Raw genomic sequence first — 25,100 nt, forward strand, 5'->3', positions numbered from 1 at the left:
TTTAAGCAGCCGTTATTTTTTGAAGATTCCTTTCAGCACGAACGCCGCATTTGCCGGGCGCTCGGCAATTCTTCTCATCAGGTAGCCGTACCAATCGGTTCCGTACGGGACGTACACCCTCATCCTGTATCCTTCTTCGGCAAGCTCCTTCTGCCGCTCCGTTCTGATACCGTACAGCATTTGGAATTCGAACTGCCCGCGGGGAATTTGATGGTCGCTGACGAGTGTTTTCGTATAAGAAATGATGTCATCATCATGTGTCGCCACCGCTGTTTCATGGCCGCTCAAAAGCTGCAGCTTAATCAGCTGCTGGAAATGAAGGTCGGTCCCTTTTTTATCGGGAAACGCCACGGCTGCCGATTCTTTATAAGCGCCTTTTACAAGCCTGAGCCGCGGCTTGTATGGCATCAGGCTGCTGATATCTTCAGCGGCGCGGTACAAATAAGCCTGAATGACGGTTCCTAGCATCGGAAAATCCGGCTTGCACCGCTTATATAAATCAAGCGTACGGCCGCATCTGGAATAGTCCTCCATGTCAATCGTTACGGGAACGCGGCGTTCTTTCGCTTCCGTCAATATGTCTCTGACATGCTGTTCCGCGAGTTTCTCGGAAATATCCAGACCGATGGATGTTAATTTAAGAGACAGCTCACAGTCCAATTGATGATCGGCGATCGCCCTGATTGCTTTTTTACATTCTTCGGCCGTCCTTCTTGCATCTTTCTCTGAACCTGCATATTCACCAAGGTAATCAATCGAAGCCGATAACCCGTTTTGGTTCAGCCGCTTTACCGTTTTCACGGCTTCTGTGAGTGTTTCCCCCGCAACAAATCTTCCCGCGCCGAAGCGGAGGCCGTAAGCCTGGGCGAATTTCGTAAGCATTTTATTTTTCGACAAAAATAAACATATGCTCCGCAGCATGGATGAACTCCCTCCTTTTTCTTTTTTTCGTGCATGAAATCCCGATCGCAGAGAAAGCTAAAAAGAACAGAATTGAAGGAGGCGTTTAAATGAACAACCAAGAGCAGCACGGAAACTTGCCGCCTGCCGTCATCTCAACGAAAGACCATTTGTACCTTGAGGACATGCTGAACTGGAATCTGCTTGCCATGAAAAAAGCTCATTTTATGGCGGAACAATGCCAGAATCAGACGTTAAAACAAGAGCTTGAACAAATCGGCCGGATGCATCAGAAGCATTATCAAAACATATTGGGCCACTTGAATCCTGCTCAAGGCGGACAGACAACAACAGGCTATATGCAATAGGAGGACAATACATGGAACAGCAAAATCAAAAAATCACTAACCCGCAAACGCCCGTGCCCAATACGGCGCAAATGAATGACAGAGACTTGGTGAATGAGCTGCTGACGACGGAAAAGTATATAACAACTTCATATTGCACAGCCCTGCATGAGCTCAGCCATGAGTCTCTTTATCAAGATATTCAGGCCATTTTCGATGAGTCACAAAAAGCGCAAAGAAGATTATACGATGTGATGTTTCAGAATGGCTGGTATTCCATTGAAGCAGCCGATACCCAAAAGCTTCAGCAATCGTATCAGAAGTTCCAGCAGACGATTCAGCAGCAGTCACCCTACCAGCAGTAACATGAAGAAAAAGGATTTGATGTTTTCGCCAAACATCAATCCTTTTTTTATTTTTGCACAAAAGGATTGACTTACCATTAATCCTTATTTATATTTAACTAATGTTAATTATTTTTCAAAGGAACCAGATGAGGAGGAATTATGAAAAACGCGGATCAATATGTGTCTGATATCCAAAAATCTCTTCAGACGCTGCTGCAAAACATACAGCCGGAAATGATGGAAAGCATGGCGATGCATGAGGTGACGCCTGCCCAATTATTTGTTTTAGCCAGCCTGAAAAAGCACGGGAGCTGCAAAGTTTCCGAAATCGCGGAACGCATGGAAGTAAAACCGAGCGCAGTGACGCTGATGGCCGACCGCCTCGAGCAAAAAGGACTCATCGTCCGCAAACATAATCAGCAGGACAGACGTGTCATCGACATCAGCCTTACCAAAAAAGGCGAAAAAAAATTCGAAGATGTCGTGGAAGGAAGAAAAGCGATATTAGCGCGAAACCTATCCGTTCTGACTGATGAGGAACTGCTTCAGTCCATGAACATTATCCGCAAAGTAGCGGAAGCCGCTGAGCAATACGCGGCGGATAAAAAAGAAAATGAATAGAAAAGAGGAGCTGCCAAAACATGAGTATTGAACAAAAAGATCCAAAACGCGCATTATTAATAACCGGTTTAATTATCGCCATGTTTTTCTCGGCCCTTGACGGCACCATCGTAGGAACGGCGATTCCTAAAATCGTGGGTGACCTCGGGGGATTAAGCATGATGACGTGGCTGACCACGGCATATCTTTTAACTTCGACGACTATCGTTCCGATTGCGGGGAAACTTGCAGATTTATTGGGGCGCCGCGTCGTATATGTGTCAGGTTTATTGATTTTTATGGGAGCTTCCGCACTGTGCGGAATGGCCAGCAACATGACGGAACTGATTATTTTCCGCGGCCTTCAGGGAATCGGCGGCGGTGTCATGATGCCGATGGCCATGATCGTCATCGGGGATTTGTTCACAGGGAAACAGCGTGCCAAGTTCCAAGGGCTTTTCGGGGCGATTTACGGTCTTGCTTCCGTTATCGGCCCGCAAATCGGGGGCTGGATTGTTGACTCTTTAAATTGGAAATGGGTTTTCTATATCAACCTGCCTGTCGGAATCTTAGCTGTGATCTTTATCGCAAGAGGACTTCAGGGCAGAAAACAGACTGGGCCGATTAACTTTGACATCGCCGGCATCTTCACAATGATCGTCGGAATCGTCAGCCTCCTTCTCGCGCTCAGCTTCGGAGGAAAGGATTACGCATGGGGATCATGGCAGATTATCGGTCTCTTTGTACTTGCGCTTGTCGGAATTGTCGGATTCGTGTTCGCTGAAATCAAAGCAAAAGAGCCGATTCTTCCGATGTATCTGTTTAAAAACAGAACGTTTACCGTACTGAATCTGATCGGCTTTTTCATGAGTATCGGCATGTTCGGCGCCGTCACGTTTGTTCCTTTCTTTATGCAGGGAATTATCGGCGTCAGCGCCACCGCGTCCGGAACGATTATGACGCCGATGATGGTATCTATGATCATCACAAGTATTATCGGAGGCCAGCTGGTTTACAAAATCGGGATTAAACCGCAAATCATGATCGGTATGCTGATCATGGCCGTCGGCTTCTTCTTATTGACAACTTTGCAGCTGGATACCAGCAAACTAGCGGCTACGTGCTATATGGCCGTGATCGGTCTGGGAATGGGACTCGTCATGCCGCTTCTCACGCTCGCTCTGCAAGAAACGTTTTCAAAAGAAGAGCTTGGCGTCGTGACTTCTTCAAGCCAATTTTTCCGGATGATCGGGGGAACGTTCGGCATTACGGTGCTAGGCGCTGTCATGAATGCCAGATCCGGAAGCCTTTTATCCGACAGACTGGTGCCTTACTTAGACTCACTCCCGAAACAGGCAAGTGCCTTTGCCGAGCAGTTTAAAGGTATGATTGACAAGAATCCTGAAGGACTGCTTCAATCCCTGTTCAGTCAGGAATCGATTAAGCAGATTCCGGCCGCGTTTTCTTCCCATATCGTGCCGGTTTTGAAAACGTCACTGATGGATTCGCTTCACAGCGTGTTTTTCACAGGGCTGGCCTTTATCGCAGCCGGATTGGTCCTGACACTGTTTGTCAAATCAATTAAGCTGACAAACAAAAAAACAGGCAAAGAAGAAGAAAAAGCGAAAGCCGTTTAATAGAGAAAAAGCCCGCGAATGCCGCGGGCTTTTTTTATATCATCTGGGCCATCCCGTTTCCGAAAGACCAGTCTTCCGCCGCATTGCCCGAGAGGACGATAAACTCGGTGTATTGACTTGTGAAGATATTCTAGCAGAAAAATCAACGTTTTGAATGCAACATATTTTTAACTATTTCAGTTGCAACGTTGTTAAATTAATCTGTATTTTAGTGAAAGTAAATGTAACTTTTTCTTAATAAGTTACTTTTGAGAAGATCTATTTCTCCCCATCGCTACTTAGGAAATATATGTTTTAATAGAAGAATGAAATAATAGAAATAAAGGAGATTGAAAATGATCAAATAAACCGCAATTTTTTCATAATGGGAACAGCGATTTTTATAACAAAAAAGACTCCAAAAATCGAAGCCTCTTTACCAAAAACTATTTGTTTTCAACTTATCTTTCCATTTCTTAATTGAGCGTTTTGACATACCGTCAGAACCTTTGGGAATTAAAGGGACATTAGAATTATAAGCCTCAGCATTAAATCCAATAAAAATAAATGGTTGTCCTTCAGTAAGTTCAAAATAAGGTTCTAATTCCTCGAAATTGGTAACACGATCTGTAAGATAATAGGCCAATTGTTTAATAGGCATAAGGATAATAGCCAAATCAATTTCGCCATGTTTTAATCCTAATAGAAGTTTGTTCATTGAACGGTGGGCAGAACTAATATTTCCTGTTTCAAATTCCATACCTACACGTTTAAGTTCACTGTTTTCTATGAACTCTTTATAAACATCAATCGGACCACCTTTTTTCTTTTCAAGTTTAAGTATATCAAGGGCTTTTTCTCTATACCAGTTATATGTATCTTCAAGTAAGGTGTAACATAGTTCTTTAATTGGTACTACACCGTTACAATTCTTTTCGGTGTTGTTAATCGTGAAGGTTTTTGAGGTTGCTGGCCAAATAGGTGAACAAATAGATGTTTTAACTTCATTGTATGCTTGTTGAATTAACTTATCTTTAGATAGTAATTCTTTTGCTTCATCAGTAATAAACTCTTTTTCTACTTCCATTCTAATTTGCCCCCACTTATTTCTTTTGTTCACAGTTGCCGATTGTAGTAAAATCAAGTAAGTCCTTTGGTTGAACACCGAGTGCTTTAGAAATCTTTTCAATATTGTCTAAGGAAACATTTCTTGTTCCTCGTTCAATATCAGAAATGTAGGTTCTGTGTAGGTCACATTCAAAAGCTAGTTTTTCTTGTGACATATTACTTTTGGACAATCTAATTTGACGAACTTTTTGACCAAATAATAATCTGATATTGTTAGTCATAGTACCTCCTGATAACAATTGACGCTTGTTTAAATGGAATGATAAAATCAAGTAGACTATAGGTCTACAGACTATAAGTTACACGAGGTGTATAATATTGCGTTTTTTTTCTGTTTTTGACATTGTTAAAAATAAAGCGAATCAGTTAGGGTATACGGAAACTGAAATGTATGCTGTATTGAAAAATTACAATGTGAATAAGAAGGATTTACTCGCCTATAAAGAAAATGGAGTTATTCCAACAGATAAAGTGTTGAATGGAATACTTAGTTATCTTGGAATGACTAAAGTAGAATTAGAATTAAAATTAGGCAGGATACCGGCTGGGTTAGAGGATGTGTTCTTAAATAACACAAAAGAAATTGCCAAGATCCTCGAAAATAAAAATAGTGTTAAACTAAACGAATTTAATTCTATTCAAGAAATCAAACCTTATTTTTATACTGATCTTGGAAAATTATACAATGGGGATTGTTTAGAACTGTTTAAACAAGTTCCTGATGAAAACGTGGACACTATTTTTGCTGATCCACCATTTAACCTTGATAAAGAGTATGATGAGGGTGTAACAGATAAAAATTCCTTTAGCGGATATTTGGATTGGTATTATAAATGGATAGACGAGTGTATCAGAGTTTTAAAACCAGGCGGTTCTTTATTCATTTATAATATTCCAAAATGGAACACTTACCTTTCTGAGTACTTAAATAGGAAATTGAATTTTAGAAACTGGATAACTGTAGATATGAAATTTGGACTTCCAATTCAGAATAGATTATATCCAGCAAATTACAGCCTTTTATACTATGTAAAAGGTGATAAACCTAAGACATTTAATGTTCAAAGGATACCTCTACAAACTTGCCCTCATTGTGGTAGAGAAATAAAAGACTATGGCGGTTACAAGAATAAAATGAACCCAAAGGGTGTAACTCTTTCTGATGTTTGGTCAGATATTTACCCTGTTAGACATAGTAGTTCAAAAAATAGAAAGTTCAATGAATTATCAGTTAAATTACTTGATCGTATAATAACTATGAGTACAAATGAAGGTGACGTTGTTTTAGACCCGTTTGGAGGAAGCGGTACAACATTTGCTGTAAGTGAAATGTTAGGTCGTAAATGGATTGGTTTTGAGTTGGGGAATTGTGAAATTATCAAAGAGAGACTTAAAAATAAAGACAAAGATAAAAAGCTGTTAGGTAAAGTTTATGAAGAAAAAAACAAGCTGTTCCCTAATAGGGTTAAAGAATTACGTAAAAAAAATGGTTTATGGATTGATGATGATTTTAGACAAGACCATGAGGGAAATTCTAAAGGTGATAAAAAAAACGAAAACAATGACCAAATTTCATTAAGTCTAGAATGATAATTATCTTTTAAAAAAAGTCGATATTTAAATACTCACTGAAAAAAAAATATACTTTTGATAAGGACTTTAGAGAGATTTTTACTGCATTAAAGAATTGGAAAAACCAGATAAAAAATGGTGAATGGACTTCCTAATAGAAGTCCATTTTATATTGTAAGTTAGTCTATATGGATCGATCCTCATGGAAAAAGATGATCTATTCGTAAAAATTCTTCTCTTATTTTTGAATCTTCAAACACTACATAAATGTCATTGGAAATTAATCTTATATTGACCTTGCATTTCCTTGCCGATCTCCACTATCTCAGTATGCATTAAATCGGTATCTTCCCGGAATTAAGGAAGCTTCATATTCATTAAGGTTTTTTCTTCTGTTAGGGCTTGCTGAAACAGTGGAGCGTACTCTAATTTTAGTTCTGTTTTAGTCCGCCCAGCTCTTCTAACATGGAATTAACAATCTAAACTTAAGAGTCAATTTCCTTAGCCTAGGCTTTTAAATAAATCCGTTCTGAAAGATCAGCCCCTTCTTGGTCTAAAGGGTTAGCGGTCATAGCTTCCGGCACCTCTCTTTGATGCCGAAAGCTTTTTATTGTTTTTTTCTGTGATCTTCATTGAGCTGTTTAATGTGCTGTATCGCAGCTTTGATGCCCTCTTTGGCGTCCGGGTAGGATTCATTCCAATGTTTTACGAGGGGAGGCATGCTTTTTGCGATATGTGTATACAAAATCCACTGCCTGACTTCTTCCTTTAGATCCGGATTTGTTTCTCCAAGCAATAGTTCTGTGTATTTTTCAAGCAGGCCGTCCAGCTGCTGCTGTAGCTTCTCTTCCATACCGTTCCCTTCCCTTTTCCATGATTATGACAATCGGGCGGTGAGGGCCGCTTCCTGCACGATACATCTGCCGCGTCCGTGCGGAATGCAAAGCGGCGTGCCGAACAGCGGGTCCTGTGTTACCTGGCAGTTCATCGCAAATACATTCTGCACAAGCTCACAAGTAATGACTTCTTCGGGACGCCCCTCTGCGTAAATCTGTTTATCCTTAATGGCTACCAGATAATGAGCATAACGGCATGCCAGATTGAGGTCGTGCAGCACCATGACGATCGTCCGTTTTTCTTTTTCATTTAATTCAAACAGCAAATCAAGTATTTCAATTTGATGCGTCATGTCGAGATAGGTTGTCGGCTCGTCAAGCAGAATGATATCCGTATCCTGAGCGAGTGTCATCGCAATCCATGCGCGCTGCCGCTGTCCGCCTGACAAGGAATCCACCGGGCGGTCGGCCATTTCCTCAAGCTTCGTCGCTTTAAGCGCTTTTGCCACGGCGTCTTCGTCCTCTTTGGACCATTGCTTCAGCCAGCTTTGATAAGGGTATCTTCCCTGCTTCACAAGCTGATGAACCGTCAGGCCTTCGGGAGCTGACGGACTCTGCGGCAAGATAGCCAGTTCTCTTGCGACTTCCTTCGTTGGAAGCTTAGCGATGGCTTTTCCTTCTAGAAGCACAGAACCGCCCCTCGGTTTCATCAGCCGCGCCAATGAACGTAAAAGCGTCGATTTTCCGCAGCCGTTGCTTCCGATCAATACAGTTATTTCGCCTTTTGGAATCGCAACATCCAATTCGTCAATGATAACAGTCTCTCCGTACCCTAAGCTCAGCGTCTCTGTAGAAATTGCACTCATACCGCTAACCGCTCCTTTTTTGTGTTTCCCAACACTATGTATATAAACAAACTGCTTACACATTCAACGTGAGATAATGATTATATTGTAACAGAAATTAATGACTCTGAATATCATTATCAATTAGTTTTGGGCAAAAAAGCTGCGGACGGAGGTTATTTTTTTATTTCCGTCATTTCTCCGTCGCTTTTTTTCAGTTTCAAATAAAAATGGTCATAATGGCTGTCTAAATTAAAAGCCGAGAGCACCTGCCGGACGACTTCACCTTCCTGCATCCGGCTGTTAACGGCAAGTTCTCCGAGGATCATCTTCATTTCATCGAGCGCTTCCTCGCCCTCTCTGTGAACTCCTGAGAGCTTATCCTGGATGTCTGCCTTTTCATGACCGCCTTTTCTTTCATACAAACCCTCATAGCGGTTATGCTCTCCGGCTCCGTAGTTGACGCGCAGGGAAAAGCTGCTGTAAGGAACCGGCTTCGCGGATGACACGGGTGTGCTGTCTTGTTCCGCTTCCCGTTTTTCTTCATTCAATCGGCAGCCGGCAATCAGCATCAGCGTAAGACATAAAACGCCCGCCGTCCTGATCCATTTCATGCGATTCACTCCAATTCAATTCCGATCGTTTTTAGGTATTTCCAAGGGAGGCCGCTGTCATTCATGGAACAAAAAGAACCGGAGCGGTAACAGCTCCGGGCGGTTCAACTATCTATCATCATTCAGTCAGCTCTAAAAACTCCTGCACATCCCGGACCGCAAGGCGTATCGCATCTTCCCAAAACGCCCGTTCCGTCAGATCCGCTCCAAGGTGCTTCATCGCCAAATCCTCAACGGTCATCGAAGCCGTGTCACATAAAAGCGCGATATATTTTTCTTCAAAGTCCGTTTTCTCCCGTAAAGCTCTTGCGTATATTCCAAGGGAAAATAAATAACCGAACGTATACGGAAAGTTGTAGAACGGCACTCCCGTAATATGAAAATGAAGCTTTGACGCCCAGAAATGAGGGTGATATTCCCCTAATGAATCGCAAAATGCTTCTTTCTGCGCCGCTTCCATCAGTTCATTCAGTTTCTCAGCCGGAACGACGCCCTGTTTCCGCTCTTCATAAAACCGCGTTTCAAATAAAAATCTCGCATGGATGTCCATTAACATATCTATGCTTTTTTGAATTTTATCTTCAAGCAAGAACAGCTTTTCATCCTTTGTCTCCGCTTGTTTCAAAGCGGCGTCGGCAACGATCATTTCCGCAAAAGTCGAAGCTGTTTCAGCGACATTCATGGCGTAGGCTCTGTTCAGCTGCCGCACTTGGAGCATGGCCTCCTGGTGAAACGCGTGCCCGAGCTCATGCGCGAGCGTCGATACGTTTGAAGCGCTTCCTGAAAACGTCATGAAAATCCGGGATTCTCCGCTGTCGGGAAAGCTGGTGCAGAAACCGCCGACCCGTTTGCCGCTCCGGTCTTCCGCTTCAATCCACCGATCGCGGAACGCTTTTTCCGTAAATGCGGACAGCTTTTTGCCAAACGTCGAAAATTGGCTGACGATCAGATTGGCCGCTTCATCATATGTGTATTCTTTCGGTGCCTCACTGATCGGCGCATTCACATCATACCAATTCAGCCGCTCAAGCCCTAAAAGAGACGCCTTTCGATTCAGATATTCGGCAAAAGGCTTTTTATGATCAGTAATCACCTGCCACATGACATCTAGCGTTTCTTTTTTCATCCGGTTGATCGCAAGCGGCTCTTTCAAGGCGCTTTCCCAGCCCCGCGCTTTATAGATTTCCGTTCGAAAGCCGGCCAGATGATTGAGCGTACTGCCGAACAGCTCCTCTTCTCCCTTCCACGCTTCGCTAAGCTCCTTAAACACTTGCCGCCTGATGCCGCGGTCCGGGTGCGCCATCATATTTTCCGCTTGGCCGACCGACAGCTCTTTATCCTCGAACGGAATCTTCATTCTGCCGACCGCCGCATTGTACAGGTCGCCCCATGCGTGATAGCCGTCAACCGCCAGACCTTCAATCAGTCTTTCTTCTGAAGCGCTGAGCTTCTCCCGTATCCGGTCTCTTCTTTCATTTAAAACGTATGTGAGTTCCTGAAGTTCCGGTTTTTGCAGCAGCTCCTCCCAAACCCGCTCGTCAATCCGGGCAAGTGTATCATCAAGCGTGACAAGAGCGGATTTAAAATCACTGCTCAGCTGATTGATCCGCGCCCTCCACTCATTCGCTTTCTGATCATCAGTGTTCTGAGCCTGAAGACAGCTGACGAAAGCTCCCGCCTGCCTGATCATGATCGCTGACCGTTCAAACCTATCAATCAGATTGACCAGCTCCCCACCTTCATCAGCATGCGACGGAACTGTAAACGCCTCTGCCGCTTTTTGAAAAGCGCTGAGCTGCTTTTTAAGCTCCTGTATGTATTGCTGAAAATCTTCCGACCTGCTCCCGCCCGCAAAAATGGAGTTTAAATCCCACGTTTCCTTCAATCCCTCTAATGCCATCTTTTTCATTACCCCTTTCTAACGAAGCTGATTCCATTATAAAACAATTCTGACATATTTCCGAACGATTTCTCCTTCTATCCGCAAGATGTTGTACACTAAAGATAGCACAAACGAGGGGGATGATGAGATGAACAGAAAAATTGCCGTTGTAACCGGCGCGACGAGCGGATTCGGGCTGCTGACAGCGCTGAAGCTTGCCCGGTCTTATCACGTCATTGCAACAGCCAGACAGCCGGAGAAAGCTGATGCACTGAAAGAAGCCGCCGCTCAAGCGGGTGCATCCGCCCATATTACGATCGTTGCTTTAGATGTGACGGATGAGCAATCAGTGTCTGACTTCGGTAAAACCGTCAGCGGTTTCGGGCCGGTTGACCTGCTCGTGAACAACGCCGGCACTGCGTACGGGGGATTTATTGAAGATGTGCCGATGGAACATTACAGACAGCAGTTTGAAACGAATGTATTCGGCCTGATTCATGTCACAAAAACCGTCCTCCCTTCTATCAGAAAAAACGGCGGGGCGAAAATCATCAATATCAGCAGCATCAGCGGACTGACCGGCTTTCCGGCGCTTTCTCCGTACGCCTCTTCCAAATTCGCGATTGAAGGGTTTACAGAGTGTCTGCGGCTTGAGCTCCTGCCTTTAGGGATTGATGCCGCTTTAATAGAACCCGGATCCTATAAAACTTCGATTTGGGAGACGTCTCTCTCCAATCAAATTACGGCACCCGGTCAAGACTCGCCCTATTACCGCTTTTTTCAGCCCATTGAAGCTAACGTCAAAGCGAATGCATCAAAAAGCGGCGATCCCGATGAGGTGGCAGAGCTGATTTATCAATTGGCACAAAAAAAGCGCCTGAAGAAACTGCGGTATCCGATCGGCAGGGGCATTAAGCTGACATTGGCTTTCCGTTCACTCTTCCCGTGGTCTGCCTGGGAATCTGTTATAAAGAAAAAGCTGTTTACTTAAACCTAAATTATAATTATTATAATTTAGTATTGATTTTTAATTGATACGTGTTATAATTAAATTAACAAATCACAGGGAGGACGATGAATATGAATACACAAAACGCGAAAAAAACTGAAAATCTGGTTGAGAAATCAATGAACACACAATTATCAAACTGGTTTATCCTTTACTCTAAATTGCACCGTTTTCATTGGTATGTAAAAGGCCCTCATTTCTTTACGCTGCATGAAAAGTTTGAAGAACTGTATAACGAAGCGGCAGAAACGGCTGATGCGATCGCCGAACGGCTTCTGGCCATCGGCGGACAGCCTGCAGCGACTTTACACAGCTACCTTGAACAGGCTTCCATTACAGATGAAGGCCAGGAAAAGACAGCTTCTGAAATGGTGGAATCACTGATTCAAGACTACAAACAAATCAGCCGCGAATCCAAATTTGTCATCGGCGTCGCTGAGGAACAAAATGACCCGTCAACTGCCGACCTGTTTGTCGGATTGGCTGAAGTAGCGGACAAGCACGTGTGGATGCTGTCAGCCTACTTGGGAGAATGACGAAAAAAGCTGAACCTCCAATGAAGGTTCAGCTTTTTTTATGCGTTCAGCTTGCGCTTTCAGTTTGTTTCGTTAATGTGATGTTCAGCGTCTTTTTGCTGCCGCCTCTGAGAACTTGAACAGTCGTTTTATCGCCGATTTTCAGCTGGTTATATAGGATCTGTCTGATATCGGCGCTGCTCTCAATATCTTTGCCGTTCAATTTTACAATGACGTCATTTGATTTGATGCCCGCTTTCGCAGCCGGTGAGCCTGACTGCACTTCTTTTACATAAACGCCCTTAGACAGCTGGTCGCCGAACAGTCCGAGCGTGTTTTCCTGATAGGTTTCCGGCACTTGCGACATATCAATCATCTGCACACCTAAAAACGGGCGCTCGACTTTTCCTTTTGCAAGAAGCTGGTCGACAATCGGTTCTACATCGTTGCTCGGAATCGCGAAGCCGAGTGATTCCACGCCGTTTTCACTGACTTTCATGCTGTTGATGCCGATGACCTGGCCGCTGGAATTGATTAACGGCCCGCCGCTGTTTCCGGGGTTAATCGCCGCATCCGTCTGAATCACGTTCATTTCCACCGTGCCTTGGGATGTATCGGCGTCTACCGTTCTGTTCAGTCCGCTGATGACGCCTTGTGTGACGGTGCCGGAGAACTGCTGGCCGAGCGGGTTGCCGATGGCAATCACTTTATCGGCAATGCGAAGCTGCGAAGAATCCCCGAAGCTGGCCGCTTTTTTGACATTGGACGAGCTGATTTCCAGTACGGCCAGGTCACTGATGGCATCCTTTCCGACAAGCTTTGCCGTTTCGGTTTTCCCGTTATAAAGAGTTACCGACAGTTTGTTTGCTCCTTCTACGACATGGTTGTTCGTGATGATGTACGCTTTTCCGCCGTCTTTTTTGAAGATGACGCCGGACCCCGTGCCGCTCTCCGTTTCAGAGCTTGAACTGCCGTCAAATCCGAACTGGCTGCTTTGCGAAGCCTGATAGTTGGACACTCCGACAATCGCAGGCTCCAAATCTTCTACCATATCCGCTACGCTTGAAGTATTTTTTAATGGCGTTGACGTGAAATTCGATGACTGAACTTGTTTCGTATCAGAAACAGCTTCTGTCTTATGCTGCTCACTCGGCAGATTCGGCACAATGCCAAGCACGAGGCCGCCGCCGATGATACCGCCCAAAACCGGGCTCAGCCAAGCGGCTCTCCGTTTTTTTTCTTTTTTCACAGCAGCCGTTTTTTCAAATTCCGTGCCGGCAGCCGTCTCTTTTTCTGCTTCTTTCGAGACGGGGCCTTCGAGCAGCTCCGTCTCCTGATGGCTGATCTGCTGCTGGGCATTTCTGTTTTGCTCCGTATGTGAAAGATCTGACTGATCGCGGTTCATGCCGTCATCTCGCTGATCGTTCATATTCACGCACACTCCTTTAGCATGTTTTCATTCTATTGATTACATATTCATCGCATGTACAAGTTCTATTGTCCCAATTATAAGGAGAAAAGCAAAGCTCCAAAACAAAATGTGTTTGAACATGTTATCTTCCCCGCTTTTTTTCTTCCTTTCTTCCCTTATACACATCATAAACAAACATTGTGGGATAAAAATGAAAAGAATATGTGAAATTATGAAAATGCGGCTTGAGTATGTTAAAACTAGTATAATGACGTTGAAAGGATGTGAAATGCCTTGTCATACACCATTTATCTAGTTGAAGATGAGGATAACCTGAATGAACTGCTCACAAAATATTTAGAGAATGAAGGCTGGAACATTACATCTTTCACAAAAGGCGAAGAGGCCAGAAAACAGATGCAGCCGTCTCCCCACCTGTGGATTCTTGACATCATGCTTCCGGATACGGACGGCTATACATTGATAAAAGAAATAAAAGAAAAAGATCCCGATGTGCCGGTCATTTTTATTTCCGCGCGGGATGCCGATATTGACAGAGTTCTCGGGTTAGAGCTTGGAAGCAATGATTATATCGCCAAGCCTTTTTTGCCGAGAGAACTGATTATACGGGTGCAGAAACTTCTGGAGCTTGTGTATAAAGAACAGCCCGCCCCCAAAAAAAGCGGGATCACCGTTTCCTCCTACAATGTGATCGAAGAGGCCAGAGAGGTTTATGATGAAAACGGCAGCCTTGTCAATTTGACGTCTAAGGAATTTGATCTGCTGATTTTATTTCTTCATCACAAGGGACACCCCTTCTCCAGGGAAGATATTCTGCTGAAAATATGGGGCCATGATTATTTCGGCACTGACCGGGTGGTCGATGATCTTGTGCGGAGGCTGCGGAAAAAAATGCCCGGGTTAAAGGTTGAAACCATTTACGGATTCGGCTACAGGATGATGACGTCATGAAAAATAAGCCGCTTGCTTTTCAAATATGGGTGGTCATCTCAGGCATCCTTTTAGCCATCTCGATTCTGCTTCTCGTGCTGTTCTCAAATACGCTCCGTAATTTTTTCACGGATGAAACGTACACGACCATTGAAAATGAACAGCATGTGCTGACGGAGTATCGGCTGCCCGGGTCGATCGAGCGGGGATATTACAGCGAAGATGCGACCGCTCCGACGACTTTCCGATCCGTTCAGCACGTTCTTTTGCCGGAACGGGAGGAGTCGGCCAGCGACAAGGACTTGAACTATTTTTCTTCTTCTTTTATCCATAAGGTGTACAAGCTCGCGGGCCGCCAGCACAGCGTCACGAAACGATACAGCGCGGACATCAGCGGTGAAAAAGTGTTTTTCGTCATTAAAAAAGGCCTCACCATTAACGGTCAGAATGCCATGATGCTGTCATATGCGCTTGATTCTTATCGTGATGATCTGGCATACACCCTGTTCAAGCAGCTGCTCTTTATCATTGCCGGGGTGATTTTGTTAAGCTGGATTCCGGCGATTTGGCTTGCCAAATATCTTTCGCGCCCGCTCGTTTCCTTAGAAAAGCATGTCAAACGGATTTCGGAACAGGATTGGGATGATCCGGTCATCGTCGACAGAAAAGACGAAATCGGAAAATTAGGCCACACCATTGAAGACATGCGGAGCAAACTGGTGCAAAAGGATGAAACGGAAAGAACGCTCCTGCAAAATATCTCTCATGATTTAAAAACGCCTGTCATGGTAATAAGGGGCTATACTCAATCAATAAAGGACGGGATTTTTCCTAAGGGGGATCTGGAAAACACAATTGATGTAATTGAAGGCGAAGCAGAAAAGCTTGAGAAGAAAATTAAGGATCTATTATATTTAACGAAGCTTGATTACTTAATGAAGCAGCGGGTGCACCATGAGACATTTGACATTGTGAAGGTCACGGAAGAAGTCATTGAACGGCTCAAATGGGCCCGGAAGGAATTAGCGTGGACCGTTGACACAGAAGATGTAATGATGATGCCCGGTGATCCGGAACAATGGAGCAAGCTCCTTGAAAACATTCTTGAAAATCAAATCCGCTACGCAGAAACGGCGATTCACATTCGGATCAGCCAAAATCAGCAGCAGATTGTCATGACGGTTAAAAATGACGGGCCTCCGATTGAGGATGAGATGCTATCCAGCTTGTACGAGCCTTTTAATAAAGGGAAGAAAGGCGAGTTCGGCATAGGACTCAGCATCGTAAAACGGATTTTAACCCTGCATAAAGCATCAATTTCAATTGAAAATGACCAATCGGGTGTAATCTACCGGATTATCGTACCAAAGTAGACTGTAGTTTCATTGCAGTCTTTTTTTATGTGAAGGAGTAGCCGTTAAAATCTCTGTAGTTTGTTTTCAGCGGTTTTTGGCATTGATGAACCCATTTCTTTTCACAAATTGTCTTTTTCGGATATTTCACCTTTTCGACTTTAATTCCTCTGTTTCGCAAGCGGCTGATCATTTCATCTAATTCTTTCATTTTCAGATTCACCCTTTCGCCAGAACTTTGACCATTCGGTCAGCTCACTTTATAATATAAATAAAACAAAACAAAAAAACAAGTTACAATCAGGTTAAATTTATGGAATATCAATATGACCATTTAGTCATACATGAGAAGCACAAGCCAGCCTCCTGGCTCCGAAAGGGTGGAACCATTGAAGGAAAAAGAAAAGCTGATTATTGAAGCAGCGATCAAACTGTTTGCCCGGAAAGGGTACAAATCAACATCGGTTCAGGAAATTGCCGATGAATGCAAAATCTCAAAAGGCGCTTTTTACCTTTACTTTCCTTCCAAAGAAGCACTGCTTTTATCTATGCTGAATTACTACTACGATAAAACGTTTACCCGAATCACGACGATCCAAACGGAGGGCGACAGCCCGAGAGCCGCTTACCAAAAACAGCTTGCGGTTTTTTACGAATCGATTCTCGCGCATCAGGATTTTATTACCGTGCAGATGAAAGACGGCTCACTGCCTTATACCGAAGAAGTAGCGCAGTGCGGAAAGAGAATCCGCCGGTCGATCCTGCAGTTTCATATCGACAGTCTTCTTGCTATTTACGGAGAAAAAGCCGAACCATACACAGCCGAACTTTGCTTTTTAATAGAAGGAATCAGTCAGATGTATCTTGAATATCTCATTCTGACCGGCCGGTCCGTACAGCCTGCGCTTCTTGCAAATACCGTGATTCACAGAATTGATGACATCGTAAACGGAATGGCGGACAGACATGATGAACCGTTTATTTCTCTTGATGAGGCAAGCTCGCTGTTTGGGCCCCTTCATAACGGGCAGCCCGATCCTTTAAGTCAATCGATCTTTGAGACCCTCCGCGCGCGCATCAGCACGATGGACAAGCCGCAAGCATCTGAATTCACCGAGAGCTTGGATATTCTGGAAGCGGAAATGAAGAAAAAGTCGCCGAAACCGGCAATCATCAAAGGAATGATTTTGAATTTGAAGGAATCTGACCTGCTGGCTGAAGATGCAGAACAGCTCAGATTTTTACTGAAACAGCAGTTTATTTAGAAGAACGGCCGCAGTGACTGCAGCCGTTCTTTCTGTTTATGCTTTCGGATGCACCATATCTTCCGGACGCACCATTTCATTAAATTGTTCTTCTGTCAGAAGGTTCAGCTGTAATGCCGCTTCTTTCAGCGTCAAGCCTTCTTTGTGGGCAAGCTTGGCGATTTTTGCGGCGTTTTCATAACCGATGTGCGGGTTAAGCGCCGTAACAAGCATTAATGAGTTAGAGAGATTTTCCTGAATCGTCTCTTGGTTCGGCTCAATACCGACAGCACATTTGTCATGGAAGGAATTCATTCCGTCACTGAGAAGCTGCACTGTCTGCAGGAAGTTATAAATAATAACCGGCTTGAAGACATTCAGCTCGAAGTTTCCTTGGCTGGCCGCAAATCCGATTGTCGCGTCATTTCCCATCACTTGCGCGGCGATCATTGTCAGCGCCTCACTTTGTGTCGGGTTGACTTTGCCAGGCATGATAGAGCTTCCCGGCTCATTTTCAGGAATGACGATTTCGCCGATTCCGCAGCGCGGGCCGCTTGCCAGCCATCTGACATCGTTGGCAATCTTCATCAGGTCGGCAGCCAATGCTTTTAACGCGCCGTGAACGTGAGTGATTTCATCATGGCTTGTCAGCGCATGGAATTTATTAGGCGAGCTCTTGAATGTCTGCCCCGTTACTTTTGTGATTTCTTCAGCGACGAATTCACCGAACTGCGGGTGGGCATTGATGCCCGTGCCGACTGCCGTGCCGCCGATGGCAAGCGCGCGCATTTTTTCCGTTGACTCAAGAATCATTTCTTTAGAACGGTCAAGCATGTATACCCAGCCGCTGATTTCCTGCCCGAGCGTCAGCGGAGTCGCATCCTGCAAATGCGTACGTCCGATTTTCACAATATCCTGATACGCTTTCGCTTTTTCATCAAGTGTCGTACGGAGCTGATCAAGCGCCGGAACAAGCTGTTCATATACGGCAAGAACCGCCGCAACGTGCATCGCCGTCGGGAATGTATCGTTTGAGCTTTGGCTGCGGTTGACGTCATCATTCGGATGAATCTTCAGCTCGGAATTTTGTTCTTTCAGTAAAGCAGTCGCGCGGTTGGCCACCACTTCGTTCATATTCATGTTGCTTTGTGTGCCGCTTCCCGTCTGCCAGACAACGAGCGGAAAGTTATCGTCATATTTGCCGTTTAACACATCGTCACATACAGCGGCAATAGCCTGTGCTTTTTCAGACTCTAAGTTGCCGAGGCGTTCGTTAGCGATCGCCGTGCTTCTTTTTAAAATTGCAAACGCCTTCACAACACGCTGAGGCATTTTTTCTGAACCGATTTTGAAGTTCTCTTTGCTGCGCTGTGTCTGAGCGCCCCAAAATTTATCTGCCGGAACTTTAACTTCTCCCATGGTGTCTTTTTCAATTCTGTAGTCCATTTATGTATCCCTCCATAACAGTTGCTTCACCCTGAGTATTATTCGCCAGTAACAGATGAAACCCTTTTTATTTTTCGGCCTTGGCCGTTTTTAATTTCAGCTCAAGATAGACGCGCGAATCCTTAGAGTATTTGTACTTCGGATTTGTTTTACGGTATTCCTTCGACGTGTAAGCCACTTCGTAATGCGCTTCAAATGATTTGATGAGCTGTTCTATTTCTTCGGCATTCCCTGCCAGTCTGACTTGTGCCACATCTCTCCTCCGCTTTCATAAAAAAACTTGTACCATTAAATACTTTATCATAGTATATCATTTTTTTAACAGGAAAAGATAACCTCAATTAAGGATTGGAAGGCGGGTGACTGTCGATGGCGCAATCGGAATTCAAGGAATACATACACATTAATCTGGCTATGGTACTTCCCCATGTAGAGCAGAACGATGACCTGGTTCAAAATAAAAAGATGCTTCCGAACGGGCTTGTTTTTTATTATATGTATCTGAGTGAAATGAACGATGAAGACAAAATAAAAGAAGCGATTGAAACGCTGCTTCACGAAGAAGACGCCTTAACACTGGAAACGGTGACGAAACGTCTTGATAAGATTGACGCCCGCCCCGTCTTTACGGCGAAGGAAGCCGTCATCTCCATTCTGCGGGGGAAATGTGCCATGTTTATTAACGGCCTTGACCATGTGTACATTCTGTCCACCGGAAAAAGAGAAAAAAGAAGCGTAACAGAACCCACATCTGAAAAGGTCGTAAGAGGGCCTAAAATCGCCTTCATAGAAGATTCTGATACAAACGTCGCCATGATCAGGCAGCGGACGAACCATCCGAAGCTGAAAACGAAAAAGGTTCCGATCGGAGAAAACAAGCTGAAATACGCCACTGTCATGTACATCGATGATGAGGCGGACCCATCTGTCGTCAATGATGTTTTAAAGCGTCTCAGCAAAGTGAAGATGGATGACATTCAGGATTCCGGAACGCTTGAGGAGCTTATTGAGGATAATAAGTATTCGCCGTTTCCGCAAATACAAAATACCGAACGGCCTGATAAAGTCTCTTCCGCCTTGTTTAACGGCCGCGTCGCCATCCTTGTCGACAACTCACCGTTTGCGCTCGTGGTCCCGGCTTCTTTAGGAATTTTAATGCAGTCTCCCGATGATTATTATGAACGGTGGATTTCCGCCTCGCTCATCCGGGCGCTGCGGTTTACATCTATTTTTATCACGCTGTTTTTTTCGTCCATTTATATCGCGCTCGTTTCATTTCACCAAGGGCTTCTGCCGACGTCGCTTGCAGTCACCATCGCGGCGAACAGAGAAAACGTCCCCTTCCCGCCTATCATCGAAGCGATGGTAATGGAAATGACGATAGAGCTGCTGAGAGAGGCGGGCTTGAGACTTCCGAGCCCGCTCGGCCAGACGATCGGATTGGTGGGCGGAGTCGTCATCGGTCAGGCGGCCGTTGAGGCGAATCTTGTCAGCTCTATCATGGTGATCGTGGTCAGTATTGTCGCGCTCGCTTCATTTACGGTGCCGCAGTACGGGATGGGGCTTTCATTCCGTGTGCTCCGTTTCATTTCGATGTTTACTGCCGCGGCTTTCGGGTTGTACGGCATGATTTTATTTATGCTGGCGATCTACACTCATTTATCGAGACAGCGAAGCTTCGGTTCTCCGTATTTCTCGCCGAATGGGTTTTTCAGCTTAAAAAACGCAAACGATTCTATTCTCCGTCTCCCTATTAAAAATCAACCAAAAGAGGCGAAAAACGTAAATGAGCCAGAAAACAACTCACAATAAGCTTACAAGCTATCAAGGGACAGCATTGATTTCCAACACGATGCTCGGTGCGGGCCTCCTCACCATGCCGCGTGCGCTGTCATCAAAGGCGAATTCGCCGGACGGCTGGATCGCATTATGTCTGGAAGGCATCATCTTTATCCTATTGATTTATCTCAACACGCTCATTATGAAAAAGCATCAGTACGAATCATTTTTTGATTATATGAAAGAAGGTCTCGGCAAATGGGCGGGAAATATCGTCAATCTCATGATCTGCCTCTATTTTATAGGAGTCGCCAGCTTCGAAGCCCGGGCGATGGCGGAAATGGTCAAATTCTTTTTATTGGAAAGAACGCCCGTGCCGGTCACGCTGTTTATCTTTATCGCCTGTTCTATTTATTTGATTATCGGCGGCATAAATGATATCGGCAGGCTCTTTCCTTTCTATTTAACGATTACGATTATTATTTTGCTGGTGGTGTTTTCTTTCAGCTTTAAAATATTTGATATCGACAATCTGCGGCCGGTTCTCGGACAGGGGTTTTCTCCCGTTATGGCCTCCTTGACCGTCGTTTCTGTTTCCTTTTTGGGCATTGAGGTTATGCTGTTTCTCCCCGAGTACCTCAAAAATAAAAAGCACACGTTCCGTATGTCGGCTGCGGGTTTCGGCATCCCGATTATTTTATATATTATTACCTTCGTCCTCGTCGTCGGCGCCTTAACCACCCAGGATGTCAAAACAATGATCTGGCCTACAATCGCGCTCTTTCAGTCATTTGAAATTAAAGGGCTTTTTATCGAAAGGTTTGAGTCCTTTTTGCTTGCGGTCTGGATTATCCAATTTTTCACCACCTATGTATCGTACGGATATTTCGCGACGTCAGGCCTTAATAAAATTTTCGGGCTGAAGCAGAAAAAAGGTGTCATCTTCGTAGGCATCGCGACATTCTTCGGGTCCTTGATGCCAAAAGACGCTAACAAGCTGATGCTGTTCAGTGATATTCTCGGCTACATCTTCTTAGGTTTCTTTTTGCTGCCTTTACTGATGTTTGCAGTCGTCGCTGTGAAAAGGAAGGTGAAAAAAGCACAATGAAGAAATATATCGTCATCATCCTTTCTACATTGCTTTTGGCCGGATGCTGGGACAGCCGGAATATAGAAGATTTGAGCCTTGTTATCGGAGTCGGGCTCGATAAACCTGAGGAAGAAAACGTGGAAGTGACTCAGCAGATTCTGATCCCGCAAAAAGCAAGTTCACAGCAGTCGTCATCAAGCAGCCCGACAAAGGTGACTTCCACTTCCGGGGAAACCGTCCATCAAGCCTTAAGGACGGCATCATTAAAAAATCACCCCGCATTCTCCCAGCACTTGCGCATCATGCTGTTTTCTGAAGCGCTGTTAAAAGACGGCATCCCGCTTGACGCATTGATGAACCAATTTGTCAGGGACAATGGAACGAGAAGAAGCTGCAATGTGATGACAGTGCCGGACAAAACGAAAGATATTTTCAATGTCAGTGATCAGGGGGAGCCTGCGTCAAATACGATCTATGACTTAACAGAGAATAACGCGGTCACCATCCGAATGATGAAGCCCGTGACATTGGGGGAAATATCCGAGAAAATCACAAAAGGCGAAACCTTCGTCCTTCCTCAAGTGCGCAAAGTGGGCAGCAGGCTGGAAATCTGGGGCGCATCCATTATAAAAAATAAATTCTGGTATGCGGATTTAACGCCTTTTCAAGTCCAGAATATGAACCTGTTCACAGGCACGGTAAAGGGAGGCGTCACATTTGCAAAGCATGATAATTATTATTTATCGTTCGAGGTATTTTCCAGCAAATATGATGTGAAAACACAATATAAAAACGGGAAATTCAAGTTTATCGTCACCCGGTTTGTTGAAGGCCGTCTGTCTGAGGATTGGAACCCGAAAGAAGATTCCTTTAAGGAGTCCTATATAAATGAAATCAAAAACACGGTAAAACGCAGCATCCATTCAGATGTTATGACATTCATTGATTATCTGCAGCATGATTTAAAAGTCGATATTACCGGTTTGGATAATCAGGTCCGGATTCATTATCCTGACAAGTGGAAAAAGGTGTCGTCAGATTGGGATCATCATTTCAGTGAATCCGATATTGAATACAAAGTCAAAGTCGCCATCAGAGATTTCGGAACAAAGGGAATGTCCCAATAACCTGTCCCTTGGGAGAGTGTGCATAGCGCCGCTCTCCTTTGTTTATGTCACGAGATGATTGCGGTGGGCATATACGGCTGCCTGCGTGCGGTCACTGACATCAAGCTTTGACAATATATTCGTGATGTGGGTTTTCACCGTTTTAATCGTTATGAACAGCTCTTCTCCAATTTCTTTGTTCGTCTTGCCTTCCGCGACGAGACAGAGGATTTCCAGTTCTCTTTTTGTCAGTGTTTCATGCGGAAGCTGATTCTCTGAATGGCGCAGCCTTGACAGCACTTTTCCCGCCACCTTCGATTCAAGCTTCGGTTCGCCCTTGGCAGCCGCTCTGATGGCTTCGGCTATTTCTGCCGCTTTAGATGTTTTCAGCAAATAGCTGAGCGCCCCCGCTTCGATCACCGGATACACTTTGTCGTCATCAATAAAGCTCGTCAGCACGATGATTTTCGGATCATTGAGTTTCGCACAGATCTGTTTTGTCGCTTCGATGCCGTCCATGCCGTCCATGACAAGATCCATTAAAATGACATCCGGCAAAAGCTCTGCGGCCAGATCGACGCCCTGCTGTCCGTCTGACGCTTCACCGGCGACTTCAATGTCCGGCTGTGCTTCTAAAAATGCGGCCAGGCCCATCCTGACCATTTCGTGATCATCAATCAGTAACACTCGAATCACTGTCGTTCTCTCCTTTTGTTTTCTGATAAATCGGGACTTTCACGTCGATCTGCGTGCCTTTTCCCTTCACGGAGATAATTTCCGCTATGCCGCCGATTTCACTCGCTCTTTCCTTGATGGAATGCAGGCCATAAGAGGATGCTTTGACTTGATCCATCGTAAAACCCGCCCCGTTATCAATGACTTTAAGCTGCAGCTTTTGATGTTTCGCGCCGAGCCTGACGGTGACCTTGGTCGCCTTTGAATGCCTGAAAACGTTGGAAAGCGCCTCCTGCACGATTCGGAACAGATGGTCTTCAACGCCTTTTGACACACCCATGTCGCTGATATCCCACTCAATATCAAGCGGCTGCTTCGCTTTGAACTCTTTTAACAGCTCAATCAGCCCTTCTTTCAGACCTTTTCCTTCTAAAGTGACGGGCCGCAAATGCAATAGCAGCGCTCTCATTTCATTTTGCGCTTCGCCCGCCATATGTTCAACCATGCGGATCCGTTTAACGATTTTGTCATCTGCATCTTTCACTTGCTCTAGGACGGCGGATGTCATCATTGAAATGGCAAAGAGCTGCTGGCTGACGGCATCGTGCAGATCGCGCGCCAGCCGCTGGCGTTCTTCAGTGATGACTGATTTTTTCATTTGATCCTGCCATTCCGCCCGCTCGTTGGAGAGCTTTTGGAGCGATGTGACCTGCAGCTCGACCCGCTTGGCCATTTCGTTGAGCTGGTCTGCCGCCAGGCCGATTTCATCATCGCCGAGCGGCGGCACCCGATAGGCGAAATTGCCGTTTTCAAATTTCAAAACCGCTTCAATCAATGTATCCATTCTTGTTTTCAGACGGCCGCCGTATACATAACCGGAGATCAGTCCGGCCGAAAGGGACGCCAAAAGCAGGATGACCACGAACGGAATACCGAACCAGCCGGAAGAAAACAAAAGCATCGGGTCAAGCCCGTAATATAACAGCATCAGCGTAATAAACACAGCGCAAAGAAGCAGACTGAGCCCCGCGGTCATCCTCATGGCGCGCCACTGAATATTGGCGAGTAATTTTTTCCTCATAAATACTTCACATCCACATCGCCGATGAATAACGAAATTGATATTTTAATGCGCCGCGGCGAGTCGCCGTACTCGGGAGACACTTTATACAGGTTCGTGCTCATGCCGCTTTTCTTAGAGCCGAGCAGATTCATATCGCCGATAAAAGCTGACGAACTGACGGACACTTCGATATCGGGCGGGACGTACACATCAACATTGCCGATGACACCGCTGATTGTCATCGTGCTTTCTCCTTCGGGAATCATCGCTTTTGACAGATCGATTTTCACATCTCCGATGAATCCGGAGACATTTAAATCATTCAGCTCAAACGGATCCTTCATCATGCGCAGCTCGCCGATAAAATAGCTGCGGAGATCCGGCTGTCTGCTTTCCGGCTGGGCGGAAGGCTTTGGCTGCTCTTCTTTTTTAAGATTGATTTTCTTCTCTTTATGTTCAAACACGCGCTTTCCTTTAAGAAGCCTGTAGCCCGCGTAAATGAGAAAGGCGGCAAAGGCATAGCCGAACAGGTTGAAGGTGGCGCTGAACAGGTTTCTCAAAAACAAAAAAGCGGCGAAGATATACAGGACGGAGCCGAGCCAGCCGCGGGAATATTTATTAAAAATATAGCCTGTGATCAGAAAAAAGAGCGGCCAAAACAAGAAGTCGCCGATACCGATAATACGTAAAAACATGCTGACGCCAAATAAGGCGATGATAAGTCCGAGAATCTGTTTTTTTGCCATTTCAGCTGCTTGCCCCTCCTTTCCTT

General features: G+C 45.0%; 26 protein-coding genes and 1 pseudogene. 13 read left to right on the forward strand and 14 right to left on the reverse strand.

Features of this window, described 5'->3' with window-relative positions; translation table 11 throughout:
• Positions 1 to 12 precede the first annotated feature (12 nt).
• Positions 13 to 921, reverse strand: a complete 909-nt coding sequence (locus ACW5MY_RS15300) for a proline dehydrogenase family protein (RefSeq protein ID WP_013353542.1) — start codon at positions 919 to 921, stop codon at positions 13 to 15.
• Positions 922 to 1,010: 89 nt separating this feature from the next.
• Between ACW5MY_RS15300 and ACW5MY_RS15305 the strand changes: the two genes are divergently transcribed.
• The 4 genes from ACW5MY_RS15305 (at position 1,011) to ACW5MY_RS15320 (ending at position 3,831) form a co-directional block, all read left to right on the forward strand.
• Positions 1,011 to 1,268, forward strand: coding sequence for a hypothetical protein (locus ACW5MY_RS15305; RefSeq protein ID WP_013353543.1), 258 nt, complete (start codon positions 1,011 to 1,013; stop codon positions 1,266 to 1,268).
• An 11-nt stretch (positions 1,269 to 1,279) separates the two neighbouring features.
• Positions 1,280 to 1,612, forward strand: coding sequence for a spore coat protein (locus tag ACW5MY_RS15310; RefSeq protein WP_013353544.1), 333 nt, complete (start codon positions 1,280 to 1,282; stop codon positions 1,610 to 1,612).
• Between the two features lie 141 nt (positions 1,613 to 1,753).
• On the forward strand, positions 1,754 to 2,215 hold the full coding sequence (locus tag ACW5MY_RS15315) for a MarR family winged helix-turn-helix transcriptional regulator (protein WP_013353545.1): 462 nt from the start codon (positions 1,754 to 1,756) through the stop codon (positions 2,213 to 2,215).
• Positions 2,216 to 2,235: 20 nt separating this feature from the next.
• Positions 2,236 to 3,831 (forward strand): MDR family MFS transporter, encoded by a 1,596-nt coding sequence (locus ACW5MY_RS15320; protein ID WP_013353546.1) that lies wholly within the window; start codon positions 2,236 to 2,238, stop codon positions 3,829 to 3,831.
• A 415-nt stretch (positions 3,832 to 4,246) separates the two neighbouring features.
• On the opposite strand, the gene ACW5MY_RS15325 is transcribed toward ACW5MY_RS15320, so the two are convergent.
• Positions 4,247 to 4,897 (reverse strand): PDDEXK family nuclease, encoded by a 651-nt coding sequence (locus tag ACW5MY_RS15325; protein ID WP_289393895.1) that lies wholly within the window; start codon positions 4,895 to 4,897, stop codon positions 4,247 to 4,249.
• A gap of 16 nt (positions 4,898 to 4,913) precedes the next feature.
• Entirely contained in the window at positions 4,914 to 5,159 is a 246-nt protein-coding gene (locus tag ACW5MY_RS15330) for a helix-turn-helix domain-containing protein (protein WP_014470997.1), read from the reverse strand.
• A gap of 97 nt (positions 5,160 to 5,256) precedes the next feature.
• Here ACW5MY_RS15330 and ACW5MY_RS15335 point away from each other — a divergent pair, with 97 nt between their 5' ends.
• A complete protein-coding gene (locus ACW5MY_RS15335) occupies positions 5,257 to 6,528 on the forward strand; it encodes a DNA-methyltransferase (RefSeq protein WP_013353548.1) in 1,272 nt (423 codons plus the stop codon).
• Between the two features lie 589 nt (positions 6,529 to 7,117).
• On the opposite strand, the pseudogene ACW5MY_RS15340 reads toward ACW5MY_RS15335, so the two are convergent.
• From ACW5MY_RS15340 to ACW5MY_RS15355, 4 genes and pseudogenes are all read right to left on the reverse strand, one after another.
• Positions 7,118 to 7,385, reverse strand: a pseudogene (locus ACW5MY_RS15340) (YusU family protein).
• Between the two features lie 2 nt (positions 7,386 to 7,387).
• Positions 7,388 to 8,212, reverse strand: a complete 825-nt coding sequence (locus ACW5MY_RS15345) for an ABC transporter ATP-binding protein (protein WP_013353550.1) — start codon at positions 8,210 to 8,212, stop codon at positions 7,388 to 7,390.
• Positions 8,213 to 8,367: 155 nt separating this feature from the next.
• The gene (locus ACW5MY_RS15350; RefSeq protein WP_013353551.1) at positions 8,368 to 8,805 is read right to left on the reverse strand and encodes a YusW family protein; all 438 of its coding nucleotides are present in this window, start codon (positions 8,803 to 8,805) and stop codon (positions 8,368 to 8,370) included.
• A 118-nt stretch (positions 8,806 to 8,923) separates the two neighbouring features.
• Positions 8,924 to 10,705: a M3 family oligoendopeptidase gene (locus tag ACW5MY_RS15355; protein WP_013353552.1), complete on the reverse strand. Its 1,782-nt coding sequence runs from the start codon at positions 10,703 to 10,705 to the stop codon at positions 8,924 to 8,926.
• Positions 10,706 to 10,835: 130 nt separating this feature from the next.
• Here ACW5MY_RS15355 and ACW5MY_RS15360 point away from each other — a divergent pair, with 130 nt between their 5' ends.
• Positions 10,836 to 11,678: an oxidoreductase gene (locus ACW5MY_RS15360; protein WP_013353553.1), complete on the forward strand. Its 843-nt coding sequence runs from the start codon at positions 10,836 to 10,838 to the stop codon at positions 11,676 to 11,678.
• Positions 11,679 to 11,767: 89 nt separating this feature from the next.
• Positions 11,768 to 12,232 (forward strand): Dps family protein, encoded by a 465-nt coding sequence (locus tag ACW5MY_RS15365; protein ID WP_013353554.1) that lies wholly within the window; start codon positions 11,768 to 11,770, stop codon positions 12,230 to 12,232.
• Between the two features lie 46 nt (positions 12,233 to 12,278).
• On the opposite strand, the gene ACW5MY_RS15370 is transcribed toward ACW5MY_RS15365, so the two are convergent.
• Positions 12,279 to 13,640: a S1C family serine protease gene (locus tag ACW5MY_RS15370; protein WP_013353555.1), complete on the reverse strand. Its 1,362-nt coding sequence runs from the start codon at positions 13,638 to 13,640 to the stop codon at positions 12,279 to 12,281.
• Positions 13,641 to 13,916: 276 nt separating this feature from the next.
• Between ACW5MY_RS15370 and ACW5MY_RS15375 the strand changes: the two genes are divergently transcribed.
• Positions 13,917 to 14,594 carry a response regulator transcription factor gene (locus ACW5MY_RS15375; protein ID WP_013353556.1) on the forward strand — a complete coding sequence of 226 codons (678 nt, stop codon included), beginning with the start codon at positions 13,917 to 13,919 and terminating at the stop codon, positions 14,592 to 14,594.
• Positions 14,591 to 15,946, forward strand: a complete 1,356-nt coding sequence (locus tag ACW5MY_RS15380) for a sensor histidine kinase (RefSeq protein WP_013353557.1) — start codon at positions 14,591 to 14,593, stop codon at positions 15,944 to 15,946. Before ACW5MY_RS15375 ends, ACW5MY_RS15380 begins: the two co-directional genes overlap by 4 nt.
• 25 nt (positions 15,947 to 15,971) lie before the next feature.
• Here ACW5MY_RS15380 and spxO read toward each other — a convergent pair whose 3' ends face one another.
• Positions 15,972 to 16,136 carry an anti-adapter protein SpxO gene (gene spxO, locus ACW5MY_RS15385; protein WP_007410067.1) on the reverse strand — a complete coding sequence of 55 codons (165 nt, stop codon included), beginning with the start codon at positions 16,134 to 16,136 and terminating at the stop codon, positions 15,972 to 15,974.
• Between the two features lie 178 nt (positions 16,137 to 16,314).
• Here spxO and ACW5MY_RS15390 point away from each other — a divergent pair, with 178 nt between their 5' ends.
• Complete coding sequence (locus ACW5MY_RS15390) at positions 16,315 to 17,190, forward strand: TetR/AcrR family transcriptional regulator (RefSeq protein WP_013353558.1); 876 nt, start codon at positions 16,315 to 16,317, stop codon at positions 17,188 to 17,190.
• A 36-nt stretch (positions 17,191 to 17,226) separates the two neighbouring features.
• On the opposite strand, the gene fumC is transcribed toward ACW5MY_RS15390, so the two are convergent.
• Entirely contained in the window at positions 17,227 to 18,615 is a 1,389-nt protein-coding gene (gene fumC, locus ACW5MY_RS15395) for a class II fumarate hydratase (RefSeq protein ID WP_013353559.1), read from the reverse strand.
• A gap of 67 nt (positions 18,616 to 18,682) precedes the next feature.
• Complete coding sequence (locus tag ACW5MY_RS15400; RefSeq protein ID WP_003151806.1) at positions 18,683 to 18,868, reverse strand: YvzF family protein; 186 nt, start codon at positions 18,866 to 18,868, stop codon at positions 18,683 to 18,685.
• A gap of 116 nt (positions 18,869 to 18,984) precedes the next feature.
• Here ACW5MY_RS15400 and ACW5MY_RS15405 point away from each other — a divergent pair, with 116 nt between their 5' ends.
• Genes ACW5MY_RS15405 through ACW5MY_RS15415 form a run of 3 tightly spaced genes read left to right on the forward strand, consistent with a single transcriptional unit; the run spans position 18,985 to position 22,611 of the window.
• A complete protein-coding gene (locus ACW5MY_RS15405) occupies positions 18,985 to 20,427 on the forward strand; it encodes a spore germination protein (RefSeq protein WP_014470998.1) in 1,443 nt (480 codons plus the stop codon).
• Entirely contained in the window at positions 20,402 to 21,502 is a 1,101-nt protein-coding gene (locus ACW5MY_RS15410) for a spore germination protein (RefSeq protein ID WP_013353561.1), read from the forward strand. Before ACW5MY_RS15405 ends, ACW5MY_RS15410 begins: the two co-directional genes overlap by 26 nt.
• A complete protein-coding gene (locus ACW5MY_RS15415) occupies positions 21,499 to 22,611 on the forward strand; it encodes a Ger(x)C family spore germination protein (protein WP_013353562.1) in 1,113 nt (370 codons plus the stop codon). The genes ACW5MY_RS15410 and ACW5MY_RS15415 overlap by 4 nt, the downstream gene beginning before the upstream one ends.
• Before the next feature lie 42 nt (positions 22,612 to 22,653).
• Here the strand turns inward: ACW5MY_RS15415 and ACW5MY_RS15420 are convergent, their stop codons facing one another.
• The 3 genes from ACW5MY_RS15420 to liaF are packed head-to-tail and all read right to left on the reverse strand — an operon-like array spanning position 22,654 to position 25,074.
• Positions 22,654 to 23,286, reverse strand: coding sequence for a response regulator transcription factor (locus tag ACW5MY_RS15420; protein ID WP_003151798.1), 633 nt, complete (start codon positions 23,284 to 23,286; stop codon positions 22,654 to 22,656).
• Entirely contained in the window at positions 23,264 to 24,346 is a 1,083-nt protein-coding gene (gene liaS / locus ACW5MY_RS15425; RefSeq protein ID WP_013353563.1) for a two-component system sensor histidine kinase LiaS, read from the reverse strand. Before liaS ends, ACW5MY_RS15420 begins: the two co-directional genes overlap by 23 nt.
• Positions 24,343 to 25,074, reverse strand: a complete 732-nt coding sequence (gene liaF / locus ACW5MY_RS15430; protein WP_013353564.1) for a cell wall-active antibiotics response protein LiaF — start codon at positions 25,072 to 25,074, stop codon at positions 24,343 to 24,345. Before liaF ends, liaS begins: the two co-directional genes overlap by 4 nt.
• Between the last annotated feature and the right edge of the window lie 26 nt (positions 25,075 to 25,100).

The sequence above is a fragment of the Bacillus sp. Bwzl_19 genome, assembly GCF_054900515.1.